Origin of the sequence: Pseudonocardia sp. HH130629-09 (assembly GCF_001294645.1) — a bacterium.
Classification (GTDB): Bacteria; Actinomycetota; Actinomycetes; order Mycobacteriales; family Pseudonocardiaceae; genus Pseudonocardia.
Genome location: NZ_CP011868.1, coordinates 1,194,992 through 1,221,375 on the forward strand (window position 1 = coordinate 1,194,992; position 26,384 = coordinate 1,221,375).

Here is a 26,384-nt window from a genome sequence, read left to right on the forward strand (position 1 = left end):
CGGAGGTGTCAACGACGATGACCGCGATGTCGGCGGGTTCACGTTCCGGGCCCGCCGCCGATCCGGGCGAACGCCCCGGACGGGCCGAGACCGACCGCTGGCGTGCCACCGCCGAGGTGCTGGCCGAGGTCCGGCGCGAGCCCGGCCTGACCCGTGTCGAGCTCGCCCGGCGGCTGCGCCTGGCCAGCGGTTCGGCCACCGAGATCGCGGCCCGGCTGCGTGACCTTGGCTGGGTCACCGAGGAGCGCGCCCCCTGCGGTGGGCGCGGTCGGCCGACCACCACCCTGACACCCAACCCGGCCGGGCCGGGCGTCGTCGCCGTCGACGTGCGGTTCGAGGGATGGCGGGCCGGACTCGCCGGGCTGGACGGCGTGCCGTTCGCGGTGCGGTCGGGCCCGCACCGGCGTCGCGATCCGGACTCCGTCGCCACGGAGCTGGACGGGATGGTCGGTGAGCTGGTCGCGCAGGCACCCGGACCGGTGGTGGCGGTCGGGGTCGGGGTGGCCGCGACGGTCGTCGACGAGCACTTCGCCGAGACCGGTGGCGGCCAGGGCTGGAGCCCGCTGGACGTGCGCCGGATCGGCGCCGGGCCGGGCCTGCCCGTGCTGGTCGGTAACGACGCCAACCTCGCGGGCATCGCCGAGGTCCGCGACGGTGCCGCGGCCGGTGCGGGCACGGCGCTGTTTCTGACCGTCGAGGTGGGCATCGGCGGCGCGCTGCTGCTCGACGGGCGCGCCCAGGCCGGTGCCCGGGGCGCGGCGGGGGAGCTGGGACACCTGCCCTTCGGCGACCCGGCGGCCCGCTGCGCCTGCGGCGCGCGGGGCTGCTGGACCACCGGCGTCGACGGCCGTGCGCTGGCCAGGATGCTGGGCGAGCCCGAGCCGGACGCCCCGTACAGCTACGCCCGCGCCGTGCTCGACCGCGCCGCGGCCGGCGAGCCCGGCCCGGCGGCCGCGGTGACGAGCGCGTCGGCGTCGCTGGCCCGTGGGACCGCCGGGCTGGTCAACGCGCACGACCCGGAGGTCGTCGTGCTGGCCGGGCTCGGCCCCGCGCTGCGGGCCGCGGCGCCCGAGGCGTTCGCCGTCGCCTACGACGACGGGCTGATGGCCTTCCGTCGCGCCCTCGCGCCGCGGGTGCACGACGACGCGCACGGCGAGGACGGCGTGCTCCGGGGCGCCGCCGCGATCGCGCTGGACCACGCGGTCTCGGCCCCCGGGCTCGCCGCCCGCGCCGGCTGACGCGCCCCGCTCAGGGGCGCGGGATCGACCGCAGGTTGCTGCGCGCCAGCTCGACCATCCTCCCGACGCCGCCGTCGAGCACCGTGCGGGTCGCGGCGAGGGCGAACCCGCGGACCTGCGCGGCGGTGATGTGCGGCGGGATGGACAGCGCGTTCGGGTCGGTGCGCACGTCGACCAGCGCCGGGCCGCGGTGGTCCAGCGCCCGGCGCAGCGCGGCGCGCACGTCCGACGGGTCGTCGACGGCCTCGGCGTACAGGCCGGCGGCGCGGGCGATCCCGGCCAGGTCGGCCGGGCCGTGGTCGGTCTGGAACGACGGGTAGCCCGCGACCATCATCTCCAGCCGGATCATGCCCAGCGACCCGTTGTTGAACGCGACGACGGTCAGCGGCAGGTCGTGCTCGGCCGCGGTCAGCAGCTCGCCGAGCAGCATGGTCAGCCCGCCGTCGCCGGACAGGGACACGACCTGGCGGTCCGGGTACGCGAACTGCGCACCGATCGCGTGCGGCAGGGCGTTGGCCATCGTCCCGTGCCGGTAGGAGCCGATGATCCGGCGCCGGCCGTTGGGGGACAGGTAGCGCGCCGCCCACACGTTGCACATGCCGGTGTCAACGGTGGCGATCGCGTCCTCGGCCATCTCCTCGTCGAGGACCGCCGCGACGTGCTCGGGGTGGATCGGGCGCAGGTCGGAGACCTTACGGGTGTAGGCGCCGACGACCTTCTCCAGCGCCTCCGCGTGCTTGCGCAGCATCCGGTCGAGGAAGGAGCGGTCGGTCTTCTCCGCGATCCGCGGCAGCAGCGCGTCCAGGGTGGACGCGGCGTCGCCGTGCACGCCCAGCTCCAGCAGGGTGCGACGCCCGAGGCGTGCGGGGTCGACGTCGATCTGCACGGTGCCGCGCTGGGGCAGGAACGAGTCGTAGGGGAAGTCGGTGCCGATCAGGATCAGCAGGTCGGCCTCGTGCGTCGCCTCGTAGCAGGCGCCGTAGCCGAGGAGTCCGGACATGCCCACGTCGTAGGGGTTGTCGTACTGGATCCACTCCTTGCCGCGCAGCGAGTGGCCGATCGGTGCCTTCACCCTGTCGGCGAGTGCGAGCACCTGCTCGCGGGCGCGCTCGATGCCGGCCCCGACGAACAGCGTCACGGTGTCCGCGGCGTCGACGAGCCGGGCCAGCTCGGCCACCTGCTCCTCGGACGGTCGCACGACGCCGGTGGGCGGGGACAGGTGCGAGGAGCCGGTGTCGTTCGGGGCGTCGAGCGCGCTGACGTCGCCCGGCAGGACCAGCACCGAGACGTCGGACTCGGCGAGCGCGGTCTGCATCGCGATCCGCTGCATCCGCGGCATCTGCTCGGGCCGCGAGATCAGCTCGCAGTACGCCGAGCACTCGGTGAACAGCCGTTCCGGGTGGGTCTCCTGGAAGTAGCCGGTGCCGATCTGGACCGACGGGATGTGCGAGGCGATCGCCAGCACCGGTGCACCGGTGCGGTGGGCGTCCATCAGACCCTGGATCAGATGCGTGTTGCCGGGGCCGCAGCTGCCGGCGCAGACCGCGAGCCGCCCGGTGAGCTGGGCCTCCGCCGCGGCCGCGAGCGCCGCGGCCTCCTCGTTGTGCACGTGCACCCACCGGATGCGGCCGTCGCGGCGGATCGCGTCCGCGATCGGGTTGAGGCTGTCGCCCACCAGGCCGTAGATCCGTTCGACGCCGGCCTGGTGCAGCAGCTCGATCATCTGGTCGGCCACGGTGCGGCCCATGTCGTCCTCCTCGCGCTCGGGTGCGAGAGCCGTGTTCCCTCTCCGGCGCCGGGCCGAACCGTTCCGGCGTGTGACGGTCCCCGCGTACCGCCCGGCGCACGGCAGGTCACGAATCGGGCATCGGAATCGATTCCCGCGCTGCGGAACCATCCGGGCGTGAGTACTTTCCCCTCACATTCCTGGGAGGGGACGCGAAATGATCATTCTTGGTCTGATCCTGCTGCTGGTGGGCTATTTCACCGGTATCCCCATTCTCTACTACCTCGGCGGCCTGCTGGTGATCGTCGGTGTGGTCCTGCTGATCCTGGGGGCGATCGGACGTCCGGTGGGAGGGCGCAAGGCCTGGTTCTGACCGGGCCGGCCGGCCCGCCGCGGAAACCCGCGGACCGGGCGACGGCCGGCGTCGCCGCATTTGCCGCGGGGGTGCGTGTCCGGGAGACCGGAAACGCATCCCCGCGGTGTGTCGTGGCGAAAAGATCACCGGAGGGTCGGATTCCGGGAATGAGCCTTTTTCAACCTGACCAGCGAGCTTCTGCGTCAGGAGATCGCGAAGGTTGCAGCGCAACTGCTCTGACCACAGCTGCACAGGTCACCGGCTCGCTAGCTCGGCGTCTGCACCCACACAACCAGGCCCCTGAGCTGCCGGAACGGCAGGTTGAAAAAGGCTCAATGTCGCGGGCGGCGGGGGGCGCGACCGCTGCGGTCGTAGGCTCGCCGCTGTGATCGGCAGACGCGGTACCGCACTGGCCGGGGCCGTCCTGGCCCTGGGACTGCTGGCCGGGTGCGGCGACCAGCCCCTCCCGCTGACCGAGGGCCCGCCCGGCGCGTCCCCGGCCGACGGGCTCATCCGGATCGTGGAGCTGTCCGCGCAGCGCGCCCGGATCTCGGACCAGGTGGCCGCGGCGAAGTTCGGCACCGGAACGGCCCTCACCGACCCGGCACGGGAGGCGGCCGTCGTCGCCGAGACCCGGGCCGACGCGACCCGCGACGGCGTCGACCCCGACTGGGCGGCCCGGATCGTCGCCGACCAGATCGCGGCGAGCACCCAGGTGCAGAACGACCTGATCCGGCAGTGGGCCGACCGGCCCGACACCCGTCCCGCGCAGCGGCCCGAGCTGGCCCGGGTGCGGCCGCAGCTGGACCGGATCGGCGACGAGCTGGTGGCCGCGCTGAAGCCGGCCGCTCCGGCCCGGGCGAACGAGGAGTGCCCGTCGATCCTGGCCCAGACCGCGGTCGAGCAGGCCCGTGGGCTCGACGAGGTCCACCGCAACGCCCTCGGGCGGTCGCTGAAGTCCGTCTGCGACGGCGCCCCCGGCTGATCCGTCCCGTGTGACGGTGCCGTTTCCGCTCGTCGCAAGGTATTGCGTATTCGGATAGTACGTGCTCGGATTAATCGGACGAGACACGGAGGTGCGCGATGGACCAGAACCTGTTCAACGACATCTGCCTGCAGCAGCTGACGCTGTCGGGCGTGCACGAGGGGGAGACGGTCGTCGTCCTCACCCGGGGCGCGGAACGGACCGAGTACGCCGACGCCTTCCTCTGGGCGATCCAGAAGCTGGGTGCGACCGGCTACCACATGCGGCTGCCGTCGCCGGCGAGCGCGGGCGGCACCTGGGCGGTCGGCGATTCCGGCCTGGGCAACATCCCGCTGGCCGTGGACGCGCTCAAGGCCGCGGACATGGTCGTGGACTGCACGTTCCTGCTGTTCAGTGCCGAGCAGTTCGCGATCCAGGACGCGGGTACCCGCATCCTCACCGCGGTCGAGCCGCCCGAGCTGCTGGCCCGGCTGATGCCGACCACCGAGCTGCGCGAGCGCGTCGAGACCGGCGCGGACCTGCTGGCCAAGGCGTCGACCATGTGGATCACCAGCCCGCACGGCACCGACGTCACCTACCGGCTCGGCATGTACCCGACGATGAGCGAGTACGGCTACACCGACATCCCCGGCCGCTGGGACCACTGGCCGGCCGCGTTCGTGTTCACCGGCGGTGCCGACGACGGCGTCGACGGGAAGATCGTCCTCGCTCCCGGCGACGTGCTGCTGCCGTTCAACACCTACGTGCAGACCCCGGTCGAGATCACCATCGAGGAGGGCTTCATCCGCGACATCCGCGGTGGCGCGGGCTCCTCCGGGCTCGACGCGGACCTGCTGCGCTCCTACATCGAGAGCTTCGACGACCCGCGCGGCTACGGCATGAGCCACGTCGGCTGGGGTCTCGACGAGCGCGCCCACTGGCACGGCCTGACCCAGTTCGGCGGCGGCATGGGCATGGAGCTGCGCAGCTTCTACGGCAACGTCATGTTCTCGATCGGTCCGAACAACGAGCTCGGCGGCCCGAACGACACCGCCTGCCACTTCGACATCCCGATGCGCGACAACTCGCTGTTCCTCGACGACGAGCTGATCGTCGACGCCGGGGAGCTGACCGTCCCGGAGATGCGCCCGGTGGGGAAGCGATGACCGACCACCACGTGGGGATGATCGTCCCGAGCTCGAACCTCACGATGGAGACCGAGCTCCCGCGGATGCTGCGCGCCCGCGAGGACGTGCTGCCCGACGACCGGTTCGTCTTCCACGCGGCGCGGGCCCGGATGCAGCACGTGACGCCCGAGCAGCTGCGGGCGATGAACGCCCAGGCCCGGCGGGCCGCGGCCGAGCTGGCCGACGCCCGCCCGGACGTCGTCGCGACCGCCTGCCTGGTGGCGATCATGGCGCAGGGCCCTGGCTACCACTGCACCGCCGAGGACGACATCACCGCTGCGCTGCGGGCCGAGGGCTCCGAGGCGCCCGTCGTCTCCAGCGCGGGGGCGCTGCTGTCGGGGATCGCCGCGCTCGGGGCGCAGCGGGTCGCGATCATCACGCCGTACCTGGAGCCGCTGACGAAGGCGGTCGTGGACTACCTCGAGGACGCGGGGGTGCGGGTCGTCGACTCGCTGTCGCTGGAGGTGCCCGACAACCTCGCCGTCGCCCGGCTCGACCCGGCCGACCTGCGCGAGCACTGGCGCAGGCTGGACCTGACCGGTGCCGACGCGCTGGTGCTCAGCGCGTGCGTGCAGATGCCGTCGCTGCCCTCGATCGAGGCCGTGCAGGAGGACGCGGGGATCCCGGTGCTGTCCGCGGCCACCGCGACGGCGCACCGCATCCTCACCGAGCTCGGGCTGGAGCCGCGGGTGCCCGGGGCGGGGGCGCTGCTCGCCGGCTGAGCCCGTGTGCCGCACCGGCACACGGGTCTCTGTCGTGTCCGCGGCCCGATCACGAGATCGGGACCGGTGCCGACGTGGGGGTAGACGGGGGCGCCGTGCTGCTGTACATGTTTGTACATGTCTGAACAGGGTGGCCGCTCCAAGAGGGCGCGCCTCGTCGAGGACCTCGCCGGGCGGATCCGCTCCGGCCGGTTGCCGAACGGTGAACAGCTCCCGGGGGAGAACCAGCTCGCCCGCACCTACGCCGTCTCCCGCGGCACGGTCCGCAGCGCGTTGGCCGAGCTCGCGCGGCGCGACCTCATCACCACCGAGACCGGTGTCGGCTCGTTCGTCACCTTCGACGGGTCGCCCCTGGACCAGCGGCTCGGCTGGGCGCAGGCGTTCGCCGCGTCCGGCGCGGCCGTCCGCACCGAGCTGCTCGGCATCGCCGCGGGCGGCGACCCCGGTCCCACCGGGTACGAGGGGCCGCTGGTCACCGTGCGCCGGCTGCGGCGGGCCGGGTCCGTCCCGGTCTCGCTGGAGACCGCCTCGCTGCCCGCCACCGGTGACCTCGCCCGGCTCCCGGAGACCGGTCTCGTCGACGGCTCGATCACCGCCACCTTCGCCGCGGCGGGCCTGCTCGGCGTCGCGGGGGAGCAGTGGATCTCGGTCGCCCCGCTCGACACCGCCGACGCCGTCACCCTCGAACGCGAGCCCGGCGAGCTGTTCCTGCGCGCCGTCCGGGTCACCCGCGACGCCCGCGGCGGGCTCGTCGAGCACGTCGTCAGCCTGCTGGATCCGCAGCGCTTCCGGTTCCACCTCGGGTTCGGGGAGCAGCGGTGAAAGACCCGCACGACCGCGCCATGGGCGCGCTGCTCGGCCTCGCCGTCGGCGACGCCCTCGGGATGCCCACCCAGTCGCTGTCCCGGGCCGCGATCACCGAGCGCTACGGCGTCGTCGACCGGCTCCTCGACGGCGCCGACGACCAGCCGATCGCCCCGAAGCTCCCGGCAGGCACCGTCACCGACGACACCGAGCAGGCGCTGCTGCTCGCCCGGATCCTGCTCGACCACGGGGGCCACGTCCCGGCCCGGGTGTTCGCCGGTGCCCTGGAGGCGTGGGAGCAGGACATGATCCGGCGCGGGTCGCTGGACCTGCTCGGCCCGTCCACCCGCCGGGCCCTGACCCGGCTCGCGGACGGTGAGCCGCCGGAGCTCGCGGGCCGCGACGGCGTCACCAACGGCGCCGCGATGCGCGTCGCGCCGGTCGGCATCGCGCACACCGGTCCGCGGCTCCTCGACGCCGTGGTGGAGTCCGCGGTCGTCACCCACCACACCGCACCCGGGATCGCGGCCGCCGCCGCGGTGGCCGCGGCGGTGTCGGCCGGGGTGTCCGGCGCGGGGCTCCCTGCCGCGCTGGACGCCGCGCTCGACGCCGCCCGGGCCGGTGCGCGACGTGGCGGCTGGGCGGCGGGCGCCGACGTCGCCGCCCGCCTCGACGTCGCGTTCCGGGTCCTGCCCGGGCTCGACCGCGCCGCGCTCGCCGACACCGTCGTCGACGTCGTCGGCACCTCGGTCACCGCGACCGAGTCCGTCGTCGCGGCCCTCGGGCTCGCCGCCGCCCTCGGCGACGATCCCCGGGCCGCGCTGGTCACCGCCGCCTCGCTGGGCGGTGACACCGACACCGTCGCCGCGATCTGCGGCGCGGTCGTCGGAGCGGTGCACGGCGCCGCCGCACTGCCCGCCGACCTCGTCCGCACCGTTCGCCGGGTCAACGCAGCCCTGCTCGATCCCCTCGACGACGTGGTCGAGGGGCTGCTCCGCCTCCGCCTTCCATCCTGACAGGAGGCCGACATGGCCACCAGCACGACCGACACCGGCACCGCCGGGACCGGCACGCTCGAGACCCGCGGCATCGAACCCGTCCCGGTCGCCGAACGGCACGGCCGCCCGGGGCAGCTCTTCTGGGTCTGGTTCGCCGCGAACATCTCCATCCTCGGTCTCCCGCTCGGCGCGACGCTGGTCGCCTCCGGGCTGAACATCACCCAGGCGGTGATCGCCGCGGTGCTCGGCAGCGTCGGGTCGTTCGCGATCGTCGGCGCCGTCTCGATCGCCGGGCGGCGCGGCGGGGCACCCGGGCTGACGCTGTCGCGCGCGGTGTTCGGCACCCGCGGCAACATCGGCCCGACCCTGGTGTCGTTGCTGTCGCGGCTGGGCTGGGAGACGGTCAACACCACCACGGCCGCGTTCGCGCTGCTGTCGCTGGTCACGATCGTCGCGGGCACCAGCCCGTCGGCGAAGGACCACCCGGTGATCACGATCGTCTGCATCGCGGTGTTCGTGCTGTGCACGGTGCTCGTCGCCGGGCTGGGGCACGCGGTGCTCGTCGCGGTGCAGCGCTGGGCGACCTGGGTGTTCGGCGCGCTGAACATCGTCGTCGGCGGGTTCCTGGTCGCCACCGTCGACTGGGCCGCGGTCGCCGCGGCCGCCCCCGCGCTGTCGGGTGCGGTCGTCGCCGCGGTCGGGGTGATCGCGGCGGGCACCGGCATCGGCTGGGCCAACGCCTCGGCCGACATGTCCCGCTACCAGTCCCCGTCGGTGCGGGCCGGCTCCCTGGTCGCCTCGGCCGCGGCCGGTGCGGGCATCCCGCTGGTGCTGCTGATCTCGCTGGGCAGCCTGCTCGCCGCCGGTGACCCGACCCTGGCCACCGCCGAGGACCCGGTCGCCGCGATCCGCGACCTGCTCCCCGCGTGGATGGCGATCCCGTACCTGGTCGCCGCGTTCGGCGGGCTGCTGCTGTCCAACCACCTGTCGGTCTACTCGGCCGGGCTGACCACGCTGACCCTGGGCGTGCGGCTGCCGCGGGTGTACGCCGTCGTCGTCGACGTGCTCGTGACCTTCGTCGGCGCGATCTACTTCATGCTGATCGCCGACGGCTTCTACCCGCCGTTCATCGCCTTCATCAGCGCCCTCGCCGTGCCGATCACCGCCTGGGTCGGGGTGTTCGCCGTCGACATGCTGCGTCGCCGTCACTACGACCCGGTGGCTCTGATGGACACCTCGCGCAGCAGCGGCTACTGGTACCGCGGCGGGATCGAGCCGCGGGCGACGGCGGCCTGGGCGCTGGCGATCGTCGTCGGCTACCTGTTCGCCACCGTCGGGCCGTCGTCGGAGCCGTGGTTCACCGGGCCGCTCGCCGGCACCTGGTTCGGCGAGAACGGGCTGGCCTGGGTGATCACCTTCGTCGTCGCGGCCGGGGTGTACGCCGCGCTGGGCGGGGCCCGGGAGCAGCGGTGACCGGGCGGCTCGTCCACTCCGGACAGGTCCTGGTCGACCTGGTCATGCAGGTTCCCGCGCTGCCCCCGCCGGGCGGCGACGTGCTCGCCACCGGCACCACGATGCTGCCCGGCGGCGGGTTCAACGTCGTCGCCGCGGCCGCCCGGGCCGGGGCCGAGGTCCTCTACGCCGGCGGGCACGGCGCCGGTCCGCACGGCGACCTGGTGCGGGCTGCGCTGGCCGCGGAGGGTGTCACGGTGACCGCGCCGCCCGACCCCGGTGGCGACACCGGGATCTGCGTGACCCTGGTCGACCCCTCCGGGGAACGGACCTTCGTCACCGGCAGCGGGGTCGAGACCGCGCTACCCGCCGGGCTTCCCGCGACCACCGCCGACGACGTGCTCTACGTGTCCGGCTACAGCCTGCTCGTCCCGGACAAGGCCGGGGCGCTGCTCGCCGCGGCCGAGGAGGCGTCGGCGACGGTGCTGCTCGATCCGGGGCCGCTGGTCACGGACGTGCCGGACACGCTGTGGGAGCGGATGCTCGCCGCGACCGGGGTGCTCAGCACCAACGCGCGGGAGGCGCGGCTGCTGACCGGGGAGCCGACCCCGGCGCGCGCCGCCGGGGCGCTGGCCCGGCAACTGCGCGACGACGCGGCCGTGGTCGTCCGCGACGGAGCCGCGGGCTGCGTGGTCGTCCGCGACGGGGCGGTGGAGGACGTCCCGGCGCCGGTGGTGGATGCCGTCGACACCAACGGCGCCGGGGACGCGCACTGCGGTGTCCTGGCCGCGGAGCTGCTGCGCGGCACCGCGTGGTCGGAGGCGGTCGCCCGGGCCGGTGCGGCCGCGGCGCTCGCGGTGACCCGGCACGGGCCGGCCACGGCGCCGACCCGGGCGGAGCTGGACGCGTTCCTCACCGGGGCCGCCGCGGGGTGACGGTGCGCGCCGTCGCCGCGGGACGGCGGTGTGCTCCGTAGCCGCGGGATGGCGGGGCCGCTCCCGCCGCGGGCTCGCCGATCGACGCGCCGGGGCCGGCCGGGGTGCGCGTCGCCGTTCCATGATCGCCAGGAGTGGAGCGTGGAGGTGGGCGGACTGCACTCCGAACTCCACTCCTGGCGAGCATGGCCGGGGCGCCGGGATGGATGGGGCAGGGCCCCTCAGGTTCCGCGCCCGCCGCCGTCGCCATGCCCTGGACGGTCTCCTGGACCGCGCGGAACGCCGGGCCGCAGACGGTGGCGTCGCCCTCGGCGAGGGTTCCCGGGTCGGCCTGGCAGCCCTTCGCGGCGAAGTCGTCCAGCGCCTTCCCGACGAGGTCGGCCTGCGCGGCCGCGGCGGGTGCGTCCTGCCGGACCTGGGGCAGCACGTTGCGGATCTCGGTGGTGAACCGGCCGCAGCGCGGGAAGACCTTCGCCGCGTCGCCCGTCCAGCAGGGGTCCTGGGCGTAGAAGCGGAACTTGGTCCGCAGCGCCTCCAACCCGGGAGCGCCGACCCGCTCCGAGGCGGTCTGTCCCGGCCAGGGCTCGGTGTCCTGCGCCGACGAGGCGGCGGGACGGTCGGCGGAGCAGCCTGCCAGGAGCAGGGCGGCCACCAGCAGGACGGCCGCCCGCAGCAGGGACGTGATCGGGCGCGGGCACGGTTGCACACCGAGACGGTAGGCCCGCGCCGATCGCCCCGGGAGCCGGGGCGGCGTGGCGGGGCGGGGTCAGCTCGGGAGGAGCCCGGTGAGCGTCGTGCGCAGCAGCCCCAGCGCCTCGGCCGGGTTGTCCCAGAACACCATGTGCCCGGCGTCCGGGACGGCGACGAGCCGGGCGTCCGGCCGGGCGGCGGCGAGCTCGGCGACCCCGGACGCGGGCACGACGGGGGAGTCCGCGCCGTACAGCAGGGTCACCGGCGCCGGGACGCTCGGCCAGACGTCGAAGAAGTCCTCGGACTCGAACCCGGCGTGCGTCGCGGCGATCGCGGCCTCGTCGCAGGAGGACAGCCAGCGTGCGCGCAGCTCCTGCTCGCGGCGGGGCCAGCGCGGCCAGGACCGCGCGACCCCGTCGGCGTCGGTGCCGTGCTGCGCCTCGTGCAGCTGGCCCAGGAACGCCTCCAGCGTCGTCGGGTACGGCGAGCGGCCGGGTCCCGACAGCGGCGGGTCGACGAGCACGGCGCCGCCGACCGGCCGTCGCGTGGCGGCGACGGCGGCGATCCGGGCGCCCATCGAGTGCCCGAACAGCACCGTGTCGGGGCCCAGGTCCAGCGCGTCGAGCACGGCCAGCGCGTCACCGGCGTAGTCGTCGAGGGTCCAGGAGTCGCCGGTGTCGGACAGCCCGCGACCGCGGACGTCGAGCACCACCGGGCGGCACAGGTCGACGAGCTCGCGGGCGACGAAGTCCATCGTCACCGCGGGGCTGGTGATGCCGGGCAGGACCAGGACGGCGACGCCGTCGCCGCCGTGGTCCAGGGCGTGCAGCGCCAGGTCGCCGTGCCGCACCCAGCGGGACACGGCGGGGACGTAGGCGAGGTCGGCGAGCGCGTCCTGGCGGACCTGCCGGAGACGGGTGGACGTGACGGTCACAGGAGTCCCTTCAGGTAGGCGAGCGCGTCGTCGAGACCGATCACGTCGCCGTACTTGGCGTGGATGTCGAACAGGTTCGCCTCGTGCGGCCCGGCCGCGCGGTCGCCGACGCACTCACGCGGCACCAGTACGCCGAACCCGGACTGGACGGCGTCGACGGCGGTCGCGCGGACACAGCCCGAGGTGGTGGCCCCGCACACCAGCACGGTGTCCACACCGGAGGACTGCAGCAGGGTCGCGAGCCCGGTGTCGAAGAACGCCGAGGCACCCTTCTTGGTCAGGGTGTGGTCGGTGCCGCGGACGTCGAGCCGGGGGTCGAAGCCGACGGCGGCCGAACCCTCGACGAGCGAGCGCATGCCGGGCGCCTTCACCAGCCAGGGCAGGGTGTCGAGCTCGGCGGGGGTGTAGGCGATCGTCGTCCACACCACCGGGGCGTCGAGGGGGCGGGCCGCCCCGACCAGCGCCGACGTCGCCGCGACGACCTCGGACAGCTCGCTGCCGGTGGGCAGCGCGGGGTCGGTGAACCCGACCGTCAGGTCCACGACGACGACCGCGGGCCGGGTCCCGCGCCGCGCGGCGGCGCCGAACCCGGCGGTTGCGTAGGTCGCGTCGGTGCCGGCCCCGTGCAGACCGGTGGCGTGCGGGCTCATGCGGATGCTCCGTCCAGTGCGGACTGCGGTGCGGACTGCGGTGCGGACTGCGGTGCGGAACGGGGTGCGGAGTCCAGTGCGGACTGCAGCGCGGCGCGGCGCCGGCCCGCGCAGTCCTCCACGGCGTCGACGATGGTCTGGTAGCCGGTGCACCGGCACAGGTTCGACGCCACGACCTCGCGGATCTCCTCGCGATCCGCGTCGGGGGACTCGGCGAGGTAGCCCTCGGCCAGCATCAGGAACCCGGGGGTGCAGAAGCCGCACTGCAGACCGTGGTGCTCGCCGAAGCACCGCTGCAGGTCCGACAGCCCGCCGTCGGGCCCAGACAGCGACTCGACCGTGCGGATCGCTGCGTTCTCCACCTGCACGGCGAACAGCAGGCAGGCCCGGGCGGGCGCGTCGTCGACGAGCACGGTGCACGCCCCGCAGATCCCGTGCTCGCAGCCGACGTGGGTGCCGGTCAGCCCCAGGTCGTGGCGGAGCACGTCGGCCAGCGTGCGGCGCGGCGGGATCGCCAGCTCGTGACGCTCGCCGTTGACGGTCAGCTCGACCAGCTGGACGTCGGTCACGATGCCTCCTGGTTCAGGGCCGCGAAGAGGGCGGCGCGGGGGATCGGGGTGGAGTCCAGCTCGACGCCGGTCGTGCGCAGCGCGTCGTTGACGGCGTTGAGCACGGCCGCGGGGGCGCCGATCGTGCCGCCCTCGCCCGCGCCCTTCGCGCCGTCGGCGGTGAACGCGCACGGCGTCTCGAGGTGCTCGATGCGCACGTCGGGGATCTCGGCGGCGGTCGGGACCTTGTACTCCATGAAGCTCGGCGCGAGCGGCTGGCCGAGCTCGTCGTAGACGACCTGCTCGAACAGCGCCCCGGCGATGCCCTGGGCGATGCCGCCGCGGGCCTGCCCCTCGACGACGCGCGGGTGGATGGCGACGCCGCAGTCCTCGACGCAGACGTAGCGCAGGATCTCCACGCCGCCGGTGCCCGGGTCCAGCGCGACGACGCAGCCGTGCGTGGCGTTGGAGAAAGTGCCGTCGCCGCCGACGTCGAAGCTCGCCGTCGCGGTCAGGCCCGGCCCGACCTCCTTGGGCAGCAGGTGCGCGCGCAGGTAGGCGACGTCGGCCAGCTCGGCGTAGGAGAACGTGCGGTCCCCGGCGCGCACCCCGCCGCGGCCGTCGAGCCGGGCCGAGTCCACGTCGGTCCCGGCCAGGTGTGCGGCCAGGGCACGGAGCTGGTCGCCCAGCTTCACCGCCGCCGCGGCCGCCGCGGACCCGCCGATCGTCACCGAGCGGGACGCGAACGAGCCCCACCCGTAGGTGATCCGGTCGGTGTCGCCCTGGACGATCGTGACCTTGTCGTAGGGCAGGCCGAGCCTGTCGGCGACGATCTGGGCGAAGGTCGTCTCGTGGCTCTGGCCGTGCGAGAGCGTGCCGGTGGTGACGGTGACCGTGCCGTCCAGGTCCATCGTGATCTGGGACAGGTCGAACCCGGGGACGACCTGCATCTTCCGCGCCGCGAACGCGCCGGAGCCGTAGCCGGTGCGTTCGGAGAAGCAGGAGTAGCCGATGCCGAGGACCCGGCCGTCGGACAGGCTGCGCCCGGGCCAGCCCTCGTCGCGCAGCACCTGCTCGCACAGGTCCAGCGACTCCCGGTAGGACCCCGGGTCGTAGGTGATCGCGTTGACCCCGCGGTAGGGGAACTCGGTGATCAGGTTGCGGCGGCGGACCTCCAGGGCGTCGAGCCCGAGCTCGCGGGCGGCGCGCTCCATCAGCCGCTCCATCACCATCACGTACTGCGGCCGGGACACCCCGCGGTACGGCGCGGTCGGCGCCTTGTTCGTGGTGACCGCACGGCCGCGCACCCGGTAGGCCGGCACCCGGTAGACGCCGGGCATCTCCGCCGAGGCCATCAGCGGCTCGATGCCCGCGGTGAACGGGTAGCAGGAGTAGGCGCCCATGTCGCAGACGACGTCGGACTCCAGGGCGAGGATCTCCCCGTCGGCGGTGAACGCGGCGCGGGCGGTGTAGTGCTGCTCGCGGGCCAGGAAGCTCGCGGTCAGCGCCTCGCGCCGGTCCTCGATCCACTTCACCGGACGGCGGAGCCGCTTCGCGGCGGCGGCGGCGATCTCCTCCCGGCCGACGACGCACTTCTGCCCGAAGCCGCCGCCCATGTCCGGCACCAGGACCCGGACCTGTCTCTCGTCGAGCCCGGCACAGCGGGCCAGGACCGTGCGGACCTGGTGCGGGACCTGGGTGCAGGTGCGCACGACCAGCTGCTCGTCGCGGTCGTCCCAGTCGGCGACGACGCCGCGGGTCTCCAGCGGGAGCGCATTCTGCCGACCGGTCCGTGCCTCGACCGAGACGACCGTGTGCGCGTCGGCGAACACGTCGTCGATGCCCTCGGTCGCGAACAGCGACACGTCCACGAGCACGTTGCCGGGGGCCTCGTCGTGCACCGGCGGGCCGGCCGCGGCCAGCGCGGCGGCCTCGGTGACCACCGGGTCGAGCGGGTCGAGCCCGACGAGGGCAGCCTCCACCCCGTCCTCGGCGGCGTAGGGGTCGGTGGCGAGCACGATCGCGAGCGGTTCGCCGACGTAGCGGACCTTCTCCCCGGCCAGCACCGGCATCGAGGTCGGGACGAACTCCTCGATCGGCCGGTCGAGCAACGCGGTGATGTCGCGCAGGGCGAGGTCGGCGGCGGCGAACGCGGCGACGACGCCGGGGACCGCACGGACCTCGGACAGGTCGACGTCGACCACCCTGGCGTGTGCCTCGGTGCTGCGCACGAACGCGGCGTGCAGCATCCGGGGCAGCGTGATGTCGTCGACGAACCGGCCGCGGCCGGTGAGCAGCCGCGGGTCCTCCCGGCGCGGGACGGACGCGCCGACCCAGCTGCCGTCGCGGCGGAATCCGGGCTCAGCCACCGGCGGCCTCCTCCCGTGCCCGGGCGACGAGGGTGCGGACCAGGCCGCGGCGGTACGCCGCGGGGATCCCGGCCTCGTCGCGCAGCTCCAGCCCGTCGGCGATCTCCGACGGCGTCCCGGCCGGGCCGACCAGCAGCGGGACGGCGCCGACCCCACCGAGCACGACCTCCTCGGTGTCCAGGTCCACCCCCGCCGCGACGACGGCGAAGTCGCCACGCCGGTCGGCGTACTCGGTGAGCGCCCCCCGCGGCGCGGGCCGGGGGAACACGACCTCGACGATCACCTCGTCGGGGGCCAGGGCGGTGGTGAACGGACCGAGGAAGAACTCCCGCGCCCGGATCTCGCGGCGCCCGCCCGGCCCCTCGGCGACGACCACGGCGTCGAGGAGCACGGCCAGCAGACACCACTCGGCGGTGGCGTCGCCGTGCGCGATCGACCCGCCGACGGTGCCGCGGGTGCGGATCGGCAGGTGCCCGACCCAGCGCATCGCGGCCGGGAGAACCCCGAAGTCCGGCCCGAGGTCGGCCCGCTCGACGGCCCGGTGCGTGGTGAGTGCGCCGATCCGGAGTGCACCGCCGGTGCGGTGGATGCCGGCCAGGCCCGGCACGTGCGTGAGGTCGATCAGGTGCCCGGGGCGGGCCATCCGGTAGTTCATCATCGCGACCAGGCTCTGCCCGCCGGCGAGCAGCTTGGGCTCGTCGTCGGCCAACTCGGTCAGCAGGTCGACCGCCCCGCGCACCGACGACGCCCGGTGGTAGGTGAACGCGGCGGGCTTCACGCCTTCTCCACCCGCTCCACGGCCGGCGCGTCGAGGGTCTGCTCGTCGCCGGTGATGCGGTCCAGCTCGCGACCCCGGGTCTCGGGGGCGCCCAGCGCCATGAACGTCACCGCGGCCAGCACCAGCAGCGCCATCAGCGTGAAGGTCAGCGGCAGGCCCAGCACCGGCCACAGCAGGCTGCCGAAGATCAGCGGGACGAACCCGGTGACCGCCCGGCTCGACGACGACGCCCAGCCGAAGCCCGAGGCCCGCAGCTCGGTGGGGTAGAGCTCGGAGACGTAGGCGTACATGACCGGGATGACGACCAGGGCGAAGAACCCGAACACCGCGATCATCGCGACCGCCGCCGTGGACGAGCCCATGACCAGCGAGAACACGACCAGCGACAGTGCGGCGCACGGTCCCGCGACGCCGATGACCCACTTGCGGCCGACGACCTCGACCAGCAGCACCGAGGTGATGACCCCGAGGATGCCGACCGCGTTCATGACCGTGGTGGAGGCGAACGCGGCCACCTCGCCCATGCCCTGGGCCCGCAGGATCGACGGCATCCAGGACAGCGCGGCGTAGTAGACGACCATGACGGTGATGAACAGCGACCAGGCGACGCCGGTGATGCGCGGGTTGAACGACCACACCATGCGCAGCTGCTCGGCCAGCGCGCCGAGACCGCGGCGGCGCGAGGTGGTCGGCTCCGGCGCGGCGGCGGTGATCGTGTACTGCTCGACGGGGGCGCCGGTGCGGCGGACCATGTCGTCGATGACGGCGCGGGCCTCGGCCTCGCGGCCGGTCCGGGCCAGGTAGAGCGGGGACTCCGGGACGCCGCGGCGGACCCAGACCAGCAGCAGCGCGGGCAGCACCATCAGCGCGAGCATCCAGCGCCAGTTGCCCTCGACGGGCACCAGCAGGGTCGCCGACAGCCCGGCGAGGGTGGCGCCGATCGGCCACCAGTCGTCCATCGCGGCGAGCACCTTGCCCCGGTAGCGCCGGGGTGAGAACTCACTGACGATCGCGTAGTCGACCGGGATGCAGCCGCCGAGCCCGATGCCGGCCAGGAAGCGCAGCGCCAGGAAGACCTCCCAGCTGGGGGAGAAGGCGCCCAGTACGGAGAACAGGGCGAAGATCAGCAGCGTGATGCTGAAGACCCGCTTGCGGCCCATCCGGTCGGCGATCGTGCCGAACGCGACGGCGCCGACGGCCATGCCGATGAGGTTGGCCGTCGCGACGAGGCCGCGCTGGCCGGTCGAGAGGTCGAACTCGACGCCGAGCAGTGGGGTGAGGAAGCCGTTGAGGGCGACGTCCCAGGCGTCGAACATGTAGCCGAGGCCGCCGATGAGGAAGATCTTCCCCCGGACGCCCCAGCGCCAGGGCAGGTCCTGGACGACCTGGTCTCCGGTACGCATGTCGGTGCTCCTCTATCGGGCGAAGGGGTAGGTGACGGACTCGTCGTCCGGATCGTTCAACGGGGAACCCCGCCACAGCCAGTCGTAGGACACGTCGGACTCGCCCTGGAAGCGGCGCAGCTTCTCGTCGCGTTCGCGCTGCTCGGGGCCGTCGGGCAGGTGGTAGAAGTCCATGTTCTGCAGCGAGGCGTCCTGCACGACGCCCGCGTGCTTGGCGCGGCGCTGCACGTACCGCGCGAGCGCGGTGTCGATCCCGCCGCGGCCGGCAGCGCCGAGCTCCTCGGCCAGCACGGCGGCGTCCTCCATCGCCTGCGATGCGCCCTGGGCCTGGTAGGGGAGCATCGCGTGGCAGGCGTCGCCGAGCAGGGCGACCCGGCCGTCGAGCCAGACCGGGTCGCGGCGGCGCCGGTACAGCGCCCACACCGAGACGTCGTCCTTGGCCTTGGACAGCATCGCCGGGACGCGGTCGTCCCAGTCGGCGAAGTCGGCGACGAGGTCCTCGGCGGTGGCGGGGGCGCTCCAGTCGCGCTCGACCTGCTCGGTGCAGGGCACGATCGCGACGACGTTGAGGTACTCGCCGCTGCGGATCATGTAGTGCACCAGGTGCTTGCCGGGGCCGTACCAGATCGTGGAGTGGTAGCGGTCGAGCAGGAACCGGGTCGCCGGGTCCGCGGCGATCAGCTCGCCGGGGATCAGGGCGCGGTAGGCCATCTCGCCGGAGAAGGCGAGGGTGTCGTCGAACCCGGCGAGGTCGCGCACCCCGGACCGGATGCCGTCGGCGCCGACCAGCACGTCGCCCGCGACGCGCAGCCCGCGCGCGGTGACGGCCACCGGGCGGTCCGGGTCGCTGCGGTCGAGTTCGACGACCTTCGCGTCGGTGTGCACGGTCACGGCGGGGCCGGGGCCGTCCGGGTCGAGGCAGGCATCGAGCAGGACCCGGTGCAGGTCGGCGCGGTGGTAGTGCCAGTACGGCGCACCGTAGGCCTCGACGACCTGCTGCCCGAGCGGGAGCTGGGCGATGATCGAGCCGTCCGCCCAGCGCCGCCGCACCTGGTCCTGCGGGGCGGTGTGGATCCGCTCCAGCGACCGGCGCAGCCCCAGGCCGAACAGGATGCGGCTGGCGTTGGGGGCGGTCTGGATCCCGGCGCCGACCTCGCCGAGCTGCGGCGCGGCCTCGAGCACGGTGGCCCGGAAGCCCTGGCGGCGCAGGGCCAGTGCGGCGGTCAGCCCGCCGAGGCCGCCGCCCGTGACCGTGATCTCCAGGGACTGGCTGGGTGCCACGACTACCTCCTCGCATCCGGCGGACCTGTGACGTGGCCCGCACGAGAAGTAATCCGAGCACGTACTATCCGGATACGCAAGGTTCTCGTGGGAACGAACCGGAAGGGAAACCGGGACGTAACGGGGCGGGCGGGTTCAGTCGTCGCCGGGCAGCGACGTCCGCTCCGCGACAGCCTCCCAGTGGGCGCCGAGGGTGTTGAGCAGGCCGGCGATCTCCGAGCGCCGGTCCTGCGGGACCGCGGCCAGCAGCTCCGCGTCCAGGCGCCGCGTCCGGCGGGTGACCTCGGCGAGGGCGGCCGCGCCGTCGCCGGTGAGGGAGAGGATCTTGCGCCGGGCGTCGCGGGGGGACTCGGTGCGCACGATCAGTCCTCGGCGCTCCATCCGGCGGCAGACGTCGGCCATCGTGGAGGTGTCCAGGGCGACGGCGCCGGCCAGCGAGCTCTGGTCGGACTCCGGGTAGGCGCGGATCGCCGACAGCACCGCGAACTGCGGGCCGGTCAGCACCGGGTCGACGTGGCGGCTCCAGGCGGCGAGGTACGCCTGGTACATGCGGCGCGCGCCGTAGCCGGGGGCGGCGACCAGGTCGGCCGGCGGAGCGGTCACGACGGCCGGGCGGCGGTGTTCCCCGCGGTCCGTTCCGCGGCGCAACGGCTCGCCCATGATGCCTCCGTGCTCGTCCGGGCCAGTGCCCTCGTCGGGGACGGATCCTACGTGTCCGGACGATCACCCCGGGTGCCCGGGCCGGGGCTCAGCGCGGACGCAGGCCGTCGACGAGCAGGTCGAGCAGTCGTCCGGCCTGCTCGCGTGCCTGTGGGTCGGCGACGGCCATGCAGATCCCGCTGGTGCCGACGAGCACGTCCGCGGCGTCGACGTCGTCGCGCAGGGTGCCGTCGGCGACGCCGGCCTGCTGTAGCAGTCGGACGGCCTCGACCATCCGCTCGCGACTCTGGGTGAACGGGTTGTGCCCGCAGGCGACGAGAGCGTGCAGTGAGTCCGCGAGGTGCTTCTTCGTGATCACGTAGTCGACGAAGCGGTCCATCCAGGCCCGTAGTGCCTGGTCCGCGGGCAGCTCGGTGCGCAGCTGTTCGGCCGCGGCGCAGAGCCGGTCGAGCTCGTTGCGGTAGACCGCCTCGACCAGGGAGTCCCGGTTCGGGAAGTGCCGGTAGAGCGTGCCGATGCCGACGCCGGCGTCCTTCGCGATGCCGTCGAGGGTCGTGGCGGGGCCGCCGCGGCTCTCCGCGGTGAACGCGCGCACGGCCGCGGCCAGCAGCAGCTCCCGGTTGCGCGCGGCGTCCGCGCGCAGGCCGGAACGTGTGCTGGTGCCCATGACGGTTCCTCCTCGGGTGGACTGACGATCCCACGATACGTCTTGCGATCCGGAGGATGCTCCGGATAGAGTCCCGAGTCATACGGAGGATCCTCCGCTTACTTGTCCCCGGGGACACGGCGACGCAACGACGACGTCACCGACCGCGTACCCGGTGCTCAGAAGGGATCACGCCATGCTGTTCCGCTCCACGACCGACCGATCCCGTCCCGTCTCCACCATCACCTCGACCACCTCGACGGCGGCCGCCGTCCTCCCGGTCGCACCGGCCGCGGCCACCGCCGCCGACGTCCTCGCCGGCGTCGACCTCACCGGGCGGCGCGCCGTCGTCACCGGTGCCACCACCGGGGTCGGTCTCGCCACCGCCCGCGCACTGGCCGCCGCCGGGGCCGAGGTCACCCTCGCCGTGCGCGACGCCGAGGCCGGGGCCGTCGCCCGCGACGGCATCGTCGCCGACACCGGCAACGAGCGCGTCGCCGTCGGCGAGCTCGACCTGTCCGACCAGCGCTCGGTCGCCCGCTTCGTGCGGCTGTGGGACGGCCCGCTGCACATGCTCGTGCACGCCGCCGCCGTCGCCGGTGCCCCGCTGACCCGCACCGTCGACGACTGGGAGCTGCACCTGGCCGTCAACCACCTCGGGCCGGCGTCGCTCACCTCGGGGCTGCACTGGGCGCTCACCGCGGTCGACGGCGCCCGGGTGGTCACCGCGACCTCCGCCGCCCACCGGGACGCGGCGTTCGACCCGGAGGACCCGCACTTCTCCGACGAGCGCTACGACGCCCACCTCGCCCACGCCCGGTCCCGGAGTGCGGCGCTGCTGCACGCGGTCGAGGCCGCGCGTCGCTGGTCGGGCGACGGGATCGCGGTGAACGCCGCCGACCCCGGCCCGGTGGGGGTCGACCCCGAGCAGGGGGCCGCGACGGTCGTGCTGGCTGCGGCGTCACCGCTGGTCGGGGGGATCAGCGGGCGCTACTTCGCCGGGCTCGCGGAGGCGGGACCGGTCGGGCCGGGAGTGGCGGGCGGGGTCGCCACCCACGCGCTCGACCCGGTCGTCGCGCGGCGGGTCTGGCGCTGGACCGAGCGCACGCTGCGCGAGGTCTGGTTCGCCGGGCTGCCCATCGTGGCCTGAGTCGCCGACGGCCGGGCACCCGCCCGGCCCGGCCGTCGTGGTGGAGGAGGAGTCAGTGACGCAGCTCAGTGGTGCAGCTCAGTGGCGCAGCCACACCGCGGTGTCGGCCGGGACCTCGCCGCGCGCGGTGAGCGGGCCGCTGGCCAGCATCACCTCGGCGTCCTCGGGCAGCGACACCGGCGCGGAGGAGACGTTCACCAGGCAGGTGAAGCCGCCGTCGCCGGCGTCGGAGGTGCGGGTCAGGGCCAGCGTGCCTTCCGGCGACTCCTGCCAGGTCAGGGTGCCGCCGCCGAGCGCGGGGTGGGCGCGGCGGATGGCCAGCGCGTCGCGGTAGAGGTGCAGCACCGAGTCCGGGTCGGCCTCCTGGGCGTCCGCGGCGTGCCGGGCGAAGACCGCGGGCTGGGGCAGCCACGGTTCGCCGGACGGGCCGAAGCCGAAGCCCGGCGCGTCCGCGACCCACGGCAGCGGGACGCGGCAGCCGTCGCGTCCGCGCAGGGTGTGCCCGGACAGCTCCCAGGTCGGGTCGTCGAGCCGGTCGGTCGGGATGTCCTCGACCTCGGGAAGCCCGAGCTCCTCGCCCTGGTAGAGGTACGCGGTGCCGGGCAGCGCGAGCATCAGCAGCGTCGCCGCGCGGGCCCGGCGCAGCCCGAGCTCCGGGTCGGCGGGCAGGGCGATCACGTCGTCGAGGTTCCAGCCGCGCCCGGCCTCGGGCTTGCGGGCCAGCCGGCTGGGGTGCCGGCAGACGTCGTGGTTGGACAGCACCCAGGTCGCCGGTGCGCCGACCCGGGTGTTCTCGGCGATCGCGTCGTCGATGTTGGCGCGCAGGTCGTCGGCCAGCCAGGCGGCGGTGAGGAAGTTGAAACTGAACGCGGTCTGCAGCTCGTCCGGGCGCAGGTAGCGGGCCAGTCGCTGCGGGTCCGGCACCCAGGCCTCGGCGACGAACACCCGCGGCGGGTCGTAGGTGTCGCCGATCCGGCGCCACGACCGGAAGATGTCGTGCACGCGGTCGCGGTCGAGGTAGGGGTGGCTGCCGTCCTGGACGTCGTTGACGCCCTCGACGATGTCGGGCAGCCCGGGCTCCTTCACCATCGAGTTCGCGACGTCGACGCGGAACCCGTCCACACCCCGGTCGAACCAGAAGCGCAGCGTCTCCTCGAAGTCGGCGCGGATCTCCGGGTGCTCCCAGTTCACGTCCGGCTGTCGGATGTCGAACAGGTGCAGGTACCACTGCTCCGGGGTCCCGTCGGGGGAGACGACCCGCTCCCACGCGGACCCGCCGAACATCGACTGCCAGTTGTTGGGCGGCAGCGCGCCGTCGGTGCCGCGGCCGTCGCGGAAGATGTAGCGCTCGCGCTCCGGTGAGCCGGGGCCGGCGGCCAGCGCCTGCCGGAACCACACGTGCTCGTCGGAGTGGTGGTTCGGGACGATGTCGAGCAGCACCTTGATGCCGCGCTCGTGCGCCTCGGCGATCAGGGCCTCGGCCTGCGCGGTGTCGCCGAACATCGGGTTGATCGCGCGGTAGTCGGCCACGTCGTAGCCGCCGTCGGCCAGCGGAGACGGGTACCAGGGGTTGATCCAGATCGCGTCGACGCCGAGCCGGTCGAGATGGTCGAGCCTGCTGCGCAGGCCGGTGAGGTCACCGGTCCCGTCGCCGTTCCCGTCGGCGAAGCTTCGGATGTAGACCTGGTAGACGACGGCGTTGCGCCACCAGTCCTGCTCGTGCACGGACATGATGCTCCCGGGTACGGATCGTGGGCGGGGCGGTGTTGCAGAGTGTTTCATCCGGTTGCAACCGCTGTCGAGAGGCGGGCACGATGACCCCCGTGACGGACGAGCCGGTGCGCGAGGTCGTACGCCGGGTGGGTGTCCGGCGGGTCGCCGAGCTCGCCGGGGTCTCGCCGGCGACGGTGTCGCGCGCCCTGCGCGAGGGCACCCCCGTCTCGCACGACACCCGCGAACGCGTCCGGCGGGCGGCGGCCTCCCTCGGCTACTCGGTCCCGGTCCGGCCGCTGACGGTCGCCGTGCTCGCCCGCTTCCCGACCCGCTGGTTCTTCGCCGAGGCGGTCGCCGGGGTGGAGGGCGTGCTGTCCGCGGCCGGGCACGTCACCCAGCTGCACAACCTCGGCGACCCGCAGGCGCGGGCGCACTTCTTCGCGACGCTGCCGGTGCGCGGTCGCGCCGACGGGCTGATCGTCGTCGCCTCGGCCATCGACACCACCGAGGCCGCGGCGCTGGACGCGCTGGGGATCCCGGTCGTCGTACTCGGCGGGGACATGCCCGGTCGGCCACGGATCGGCATCGACGACCGCGCCGGTGCCCGGACCGCCGTCCGTCACCTGCTCGGGCTCGGCCACCGCGGCGTCGCGCTGGTGTCGTTCGACCCCGATGAGGCCAACGGCCGCGCCACGACGACCGACCGGCGCGACGGCTGGGCCGACGCGCACGCCGAGGCCGGGCGCCCCCACGGTCCGGTCGTCGCCACCGGGGCCGGGGTGACCGACGGCGACGCCGCGGCCGCCGAGCTGCTCTCGCTGCCGGTGATGCCGACCGCGGTGTTCGCGATGTCCGACGAGCTCGCCGTCGGCGTGCTGCGCACCCTGCGCCGCGCCGGCGTGACGGTGCCGGGACAGGTGTCGGTGGTCGGGTTCGACGACCACGACTCGGCCGCCGTCGCCGAGCTCACCACGGTCGCCCAGCCGGTTCGCCGCCAGGGCGAGCTCGCCGCCCGGGCACTGCTCGCCGCGCTGGGCGGCGACGTCCCCGGCGGCGTCCCCGGTGATGTCGAGGTGCCGACCCGGCTGGTGGTCCGGGCGACGATGGCGCCACCCCGGGTCAGCTGACCAGCCGGTCCGGGCGCAGCTCCACCCGGCGCAACAGCTGCGCGTTGAGCGCGACGACGACCGTCGACAGGCTCATCAGCAGCGCGCCGACCGCGGGCGGGAGCACGAACCCGACCGGGGCGAGCACCCCGGCCGCGAGCGGCACCGAGACCAGGTTGTAGCCGGCCGCCCACCACAGGTTCTGCAGCATCTTCCGGTACCCGGCGCGGGACAGCGCGATCACCGACAGCACCCCGCGCGGGTCGGACGAGGCGAGGACCACCCCGGCCGAGGCGACGGCGACGTCGGTCCCGGCCCCGATCGCGATGCCGACGTCGGCCCGGGCCAGCGCCGGGGCGTCGTTCACACCGTCGCCGACCATCGCCACGACCGCGCCGCGGGCCTGGAGCCGGGCCACCGCCTCGTCCTTGCCCTCGGGCAGCACCTCGGCGACCACCTCGTCGACGCCCAGGTCGCGGGCGACCGCCTCGGCGACCGGGCGCGCGTCGCCGGTGAGCATCACGACCCGCACACCGCGGGCGTGCAGTGCGTCGACCGCGGCCCGGGACTCCGGGCGGACCGCGTCGGCGAGCGCGAGCGCGCCGACCACCTCGCCGGGTTCCGCACCGGTCACCACGTACAGCACGGTGGCGCCGTCGTCGCCCCACCGGTGCACGTCGCCGGCGAGCTCCGCGGGCACACCGAGACCGCGCTCGCGCAGCAGCGCCGGGCCGCCCACCGCGACCGGCCGCCCGTCGACGGTCGCGGAGACACCGCGCCCGGTGTACGAGCGGAACCCCTCGGCGACCGGGACGTCCCGCCCGTCGGCCGCGGTGACGACCGCCCGGGCCAGCGGGTGCTCGCTGTCGGCCTCGACGGCGGCGGCCAGGGACAGGGTCTCCGCGGCGCCCGCGGTCCCGACGACCCGGGGGCTGCCGGTGGTCAGGGTGCCGGTCTTGTCGAACAGCACCGTGTCGACGGTGCGGGTGCGCTCCAGCGCGAGCCGGTCGGTGACCAGCACCCCCGACCGCGCCGCGCGGGCCGTGGAGATGGCGATGACCAGCGGGATCGCCAACCCCAGCGCGTGCGGGCAGGCGATCACCAGCACGGTGACGGTGCGGGTGACCGCCTGCGCGGTGTCGCCGAGCAGCGTCCACGCGGCGAAGGTCAGCACCCCGGCACCCGCGGCGAACCAGAACAGCAGCGCCGCCGCGCGGTCGGCGAGTGCCTGGGCCCGGGAGCGCGAGGCCTGCGCGTTCGCGACCAGGCGGCGGATGCCCGACAGTGCGGTGTCCTCGCCGACGGCGTCGACCCGGACCCGCAGCGCGGAGTCGGTGGCGACGGTACCCGCGACCACGCGGTCGCCGGTCCCGCGCGCGACCGGCCGGGACTCGCCGGTGATCATCGACTCGTCCACCTCGGCAGCACCGTCGACGACCGTGCCGTCGGCGGGCACCCGGGCGCCGGACCGGACCAGCACGACGTCGCCGACGGTCAGGTCGGCCGGTGCGACCGTGCCGATCGCGCCGTCGGCCCCGATCCGCTCGGCGGTGTCCGGCAGCAGCGCGGCCAGTGCGTCGAGGGCTCCGGACGCCTGGCCGAGCGCACGCATCTCGAGCCAGTGCCCGAGCAGCATGATCACGACCAGCAGTGCCAGCTCCCACCAGAAGTCCAGCCCGCCGACGCCGAGTGAGCTCAGCAGGCTCGCCACCCACGCGACGCCCACGGCCATGCCGATCAGCAGCATCATCCCGGGCCGGTGCGCCCGGATCTCGGCGACGGCGCCGGACAGGAACGGCCACCCCGGCCAGAAGAGGATCACGGTGCCGAGCACCGGTGGGACCCACGCCGACCACGTCGGTGGCGTGTACCCGAGCAGCATCCCGGTCATCGCGCTGAACCCGACGACGGGGACGGCGAGCACCAGCGCGACGACGAACCGGTCCCGGAACGCCGCCGCGTGGTCGGCGTGTCCGTGTCCCGTGTGGTCGGCGTGCCCTCCGTGACCACCCCCGGGGTGCGTCCCGTGCTCCTGCGGGGCCGAGGCGGCCCGTGGCTCGCCGTGCATCGTCTAC

Annotated in this window: 24 protein-coding genes; 11 read left to right on the forward strand and 13 right to left on the reverse strand. The window is 74.5% G+C overall.

Going from position 1 to position 26,384, the window contains the following annotated elements:
- Positions 1-17 precede the first annotated feature (17 nt).
- Positions 18-1,238 (forward strand): ROK family transcriptional regulator, encoded by a 1,221-nt coding sequence (locus XF36_RS05295; protein WP_202968479.1) that lies wholly within the window; start codon positions 18-20, stop codon positions 1,236-1,238.
- A gap of 10 nt (positions 1,239-1,248) precedes the next feature.
- Here XF36_RS05295 and XF36_RS05300 read toward each other — a convergent pair whose 3' ends face one another.
- Positions 1,249-2,985 carry a pyruvate dehydrogenase gene (locus tag XF36_RS05300; protein WP_060711124.1) on the reverse strand — a complete coding sequence of 579 codons (1,737 nt, stop codon included), beginning with the start codon at positions 2,983-2,985 and terminating at the stop codon, positions 1,249-1,251.
- 196 nt (positions 2,986-3,181) lie between these two features.
- Here XF36_RS05300 and XF36_RS32175 point away from each other — a divergent pair, with 196 nt between their 5' ends.
- The 8 genes from XF36_RS32175 to XF36_RS05335 all read left to right on the forward strand — a co-directional run bounded on the left by XF36_RS32175 (position 3,182) and on the right by XF36_RS05335 (position 10,381).
- A complete protein-coding gene (locus XF36_RS32175) occupies positions 3,182-3,337 on the forward strand; it encodes a hypothetical protein (RefSeq protein ID WP_168169459.1) in 156 nt (51 codons plus the stop codon).
- 367 nt (positions 3,338-3,704) lie between these two features.
- Positions 3,705-4,304, forward strand: a complete 600-nt coding sequence (gene aroQ / locus XF36_RS05305) for a gamma subclass chorismate mutase AroQ (RefSeq protein WP_060711125.1) — start codon at positions 3,705-3,707, stop codon at positions 4,302-4,304.
- A gap of 98 nt (positions 4,305-4,402) precedes the next feature.
- On the forward strand, positions 4,403-5,449 hold the full coding sequence (locus XF36_RS05310) for a leucyl aminopeptidase (protein WP_060711126.1): 1,047 nt from the start codon (positions 4,403-4,405) through the stop codon (positions 5,447-5,449).
- A complete protein-coding gene (locus tag XF36_RS05315; RefSeq protein WP_060711127.1) occupies positions 5,446-6,192 on the forward strand; it encodes a maleate cis-trans isomerase family protein in 747 nt (248 codons plus the stop codon). Before XF36_RS05310 ends, XF36_RS05315 begins: the two co-directional genes overlap by 4 nt.
- Before the next feature lie 117 nt (positions 6,193-6,309).
- Positions 6,310-7,014, forward strand: coding sequence for a GntR family transcriptional regulator (locus tag XF36_RS05320; RefSeq protein ID WP_060711128.1), 705 nt, complete (start codon positions 6,310-6,312; stop codon positions 7,012-7,014).
- A 20-nt stretch (positions 7,015-7,034) separates the two neighbouring features.
- A complete protein-coding gene (locus tag XF36_RS05325; RefSeq protein WP_060711129.1) occupies positions 7,035-8,012 on the forward strand; it encodes an ADP-ribosylglycohydrolase family protein in 978 nt (325 codons plus the stop codon).
- A gap of 12 nt (positions 8,013-8,024) precedes the next feature.
- Entirely contained in the window at positions 8,025-9,467 is a 1,443-nt protein-coding gene (locus tag XF36_RS05330; RefSeq protein ID WP_060711130.1) for a purine-cytosine permease family protein, read from the forward strand.
- Positions 9,464-10,381 (forward strand): PfkB family carbohydrate kinase, encoded by a 918-nt coding sequence (locus XF36_RS05335; protein WP_060711131.1) that lies wholly within the window; start codon positions 9,464-9,466, stop codon positions 10,379-10,381. The genes XF36_RS05330 and XF36_RS05335 overlap by 4 nt, the downstream gene beginning before the upstream one ends.
- Here the strand turns inward: XF36_RS05335 and XF36_RS05340 are convergent.
- The 10 genes from XF36_RS05340 to XF36_RS05385 form a co-directional block, all read right to left on the reverse strand.
- Complete coding sequence (locus tag XF36_RS05340; protein WP_060711132.1) at positions 10,359-11,087, reverse strand: hypothetical protein; 729 nt, start codon at positions 11,085-11,087, stop codon at positions 10,359-10,361. The genes XF36_RS05335 and XF36_RS05340 overlap by 23 nt on opposite strands.
- A 60-nt stretch (positions 11,088-11,147) precedes the next feature.
- The gene (locus XF36_RS05345) at positions 11,148-12,005 is read right to left on the reverse strand and encodes an alpha/beta fold hydrolase (RefSeq protein ID WP_060711133.1); all 858 of its coding nucleotides are present in this window, start codon (positions 12,003-12,005) and stop codon (positions 11,148-11,150) included.
- Positions 12,002-12,655, reverse strand: a complete 654-nt coding sequence (locus XF36_RS05350) for an isochorismatase family protein (RefSeq protein WP_060711134.1) — start codon at positions 12,653-12,655, stop codon at positions 12,002-12,004. Before XF36_RS05350 ends, XF36_RS05345 begins: the two co-directional genes overlap by 4 nt.
- On the reverse strand, positions 12,652-13,224 hold the full coding sequence (locus XF36_RS05355; RefSeq protein ID WP_082375180.1) for a (2Fe-2S)-binding protein: 573 nt from the start codon (positions 13,222-13,224) through the stop codon (positions 12,652-12,654). Before XF36_RS05355 ends, XF36_RS05350 begins: the two co-directional genes overlap by 4 nt.
- Positions 13,221-15,572: a xanthine dehydrogenase family protein molybdopterin-binding subunit gene (locus tag XF36_RS05360; RefSeq protein ID WP_060711135.1), complete on the reverse strand. Its 2,352-nt coding sequence runs from the start codon at positions 15,570-15,572 to the stop codon at positions 13,221-13,223. The genes XF36_RS05355 and XF36_RS05360 overlap by 4 nt, the downstream gene beginning before the upstream one ends.
- A complete protein-coding gene (locus tag XF36_RS05365; RefSeq protein WP_060711136.1) occupies positions 15,565-16,350 on the reverse strand; it encodes an FAD binding domain-containing protein in 786 nt (261 codons plus the stop codon). The genes XF36_RS05360 and XF36_RS05365 overlap by 8 nt, the downstream gene beginning before the upstream one ends.
- Positions 16,347-17,753, reverse strand: a complete 1,407-nt coding sequence (locus XF36_RS05370; RefSeq protein ID WP_060711137.1) for an MFS transporter — start codon at positions 17,751-17,753, stop codon at positions 16,347-16,349. Before XF36_RS05370 ends, XF36_RS05365 begins: the two co-directional genes overlap by 4 nt.
- Before the next feature lie 12 nt (positions 17,754-17,765).
- Entirely contained in the window at positions 17,766-19,034 is a 1,269-nt protein-coding gene (locus tag XF36_RS05375; protein ID WP_060711138.1) for an FAD-dependent monooxygenase, read from the reverse strand.
- A gap of 135 nt (positions 19,035-19,169) precedes the next feature.
- On the reverse strand, positions 19,170-19,694 hold the full coding sequence (locus XF36_RS05380) for a MarR family winged helix-turn-helix transcriptional regulator (protein ID WP_060711139.1): 525 nt from the start codon (positions 19,692-19,694) through the stop codon (positions 19,170-19,172).
- 88 nt (positions 19,695-19,782) lie between these two features.
- Positions 19,783-20,361 (reverse strand): TetR/AcrR family transcriptional regulator, encoded by a 579-nt coding sequence (locus XF36_RS05385; RefSeq protein ID WP_060711140.1) that lies wholly within the window; start codon positions 20,359-20,361, stop codon positions 19,783-19,785.
- 175 nt (positions 20,362-20,536) lie between these two features.
- On the opposite strand from XF36_RS05385, the gene XF36_RS05390 reads away from it, so the two are divergent.
- Positions 20,537-21,490: an SDR family NAD(P)-dependent oxidoreductase gene (locus XF36_RS05390; protein WP_082375181.1), complete on the forward strand. Its 954-nt coding sequence runs from the start codon at positions 20,537-20,539 to the stop codon at positions 21,488-21,490.
- 78 nt (positions 21,491-21,568) lie between these two features.
- Here the strand turns inward: XF36_RS05390 and XF36_RS05395 are convergent, their stop codons facing one another.
- Complete coding sequence (locus tag XF36_RS05395; RefSeq protein ID WP_060711141.1) at positions 21,569-23,221, reverse strand: glycoside hydrolase family 13 protein; 1,653 nt, start codon at positions 23,219-23,221, stop codon at positions 21,569-21,571.
- An 83-nt stretch (positions 23,222-23,304) separates the two neighbouring features.
- Here XF36_RS05395 and XF36_RS05400 point away from each other — a divergent pair, with 83 nt between their 5' ends.
- Positions 23,305-24,330: a LacI family DNA-binding transcriptional regulator gene (locus XF36_RS05400; RefSeq protein WP_060711142.1), complete on the forward strand. Its 1,026-nt coding sequence runs from the start codon at positions 23,305-23,307 to the stop codon at positions 24,328-24,330.
- On the opposite strand, the gene XF36_RS05405 is transcribed toward XF36_RS05400, so the two are convergent.
- Positions 24,323-26,377, reverse strand: a complete 2,055-nt coding sequence (locus tag XF36_RS05405) for a copper-translocating P-type ATPase (protein ID WP_060711143.1) — start codon at positions 26,375-26,377, stop codon at positions 24,323-24,325. The genes XF36_RS05400 and XF36_RS05405 overlap by 8 nt on opposite strands.
- Positions 26,378-26,384: the final 7 nt, after the last annotated feature.

What these genes read in the sequence shown, in the direction of transcription:
- XF36_RS05295 (WP_202968479.1), top strand. Translation starts at nt 18, where the DNA reads ATGACCGCGATGTCGGCGGGTTCACGTTCCGGGCCCGCCGCCGATCCG.
- XF36_RS05300 (WP_060711124.1), bottom strand. Translation starts at nt 2,985, where the DNA reads ATGGGCCGCACCGTGGCCGACCAGATGATCGAGCTGCTGCACCAGGCC.
- XF36_RS05385 (WP_060711140.1), bottom strand. Translation starts at nt 20,361, where the DNA reads ATGGGCACCAGCACACGTTCCGGCCTGCGCGCGGACGCCGCGCGCAAC.
- XF36_RS05390 (WP_082375181.1), top strand. Translation starts at nt 20,537, where the DNA reads ATGCTGTTCCGCTCCACGACCGACCGATCCCGTCCCGTCTCCACCATC.
- XF36_RS05310 (WP_060711126.1), top strand. Translation starts at nt 4,403, where the DNA reads ATGGACCAGAACCTGTTCAACGACATCTGCCTGCAGCAGCTGACGCTG.
- XF36_RS05400 (WP_060711142.1), top strand. Translation starts at nt 23,305, where the DNA reads ATGACCCCCGTGACGGACGAGCCGGTGCGCGAGGTCGTACGCCGGGTG.
- XF36_RS05395 (WP_060711141.1), bottom strand. Translation starts at nt 23,221, where the DNA reads ATGTCCGTGCACGAGCAGGACTGGTGGCGCAACGCCGTCGTCTACCAG.
- XF36_RS05330 (WP_060711130.1), top strand. Translation starts at nt 8,025, where the DNA reads ATGGCCACCAGCACGACCGACACCGGCACCGCCGGGACCGGCACGCTC.
- XF36_RS05370 (WP_060711137.1), bottom strand. Translation starts at nt 17,753, where the DNA reads ATGCGTACCGGAGACCAGGTCGTCCAGGACCTGCCCTGGCGCTGGGGC.
- XF36_RS05315 (WP_060711127.1), top strand. Translation starts at nt 5,446, where the DNA reads ATGACCGACCACCACGTGGGGATGATCGTCCCGAGCTCGAACCTCACG.
- XF36_RS05380 (WP_060711139.1), bottom strand. Translation starts at nt 19,694, where the DNA reads ATGGGCGAGCCGTTGCGCCGCGGAACGGACCGCGGGGAACACCGCCGC.
- XF36_RS05325 (WP_060711129.1), top strand. Translation starts at nt 7,035, where the DNA reads ATGGGCGCGCTGCTCGGCCTCGCCGTCGGCGACGCCCTCGGGATGCCC.
- XF36_RS05405 (WP_060711143.1), bottom strand. Translation starts at nt 26,377, where the DNA reads ATGCACGGCGAGCCACGGGCCGCCTCGGCCCCGCAGGAGCACGGGACG.
- XF36_RS32175 (WP_168169459.1), top strand. Translation starts at nt 3,182, where the DNA reads ATGATCATTCTTGGTCTGATCCTGCTGCTGGTGGGCTATTTCACCGGT.
- XF36_RS05350 (WP_060711134.1), bottom strand. Translation starts at nt 12,655, where the DNA reads ATGAGCCCGCACGCCACCGGTCTGCACGGGGCCGGCACCGACGCGACC.
- XF36_RS05320 (WP_060711128.1), top strand. Translation starts at nt 6,310, where the DNA reads ATGTCTGAACAGGGTGGCCGCTCCAAGAGGGCGCGCCTCGTCGAGGAC.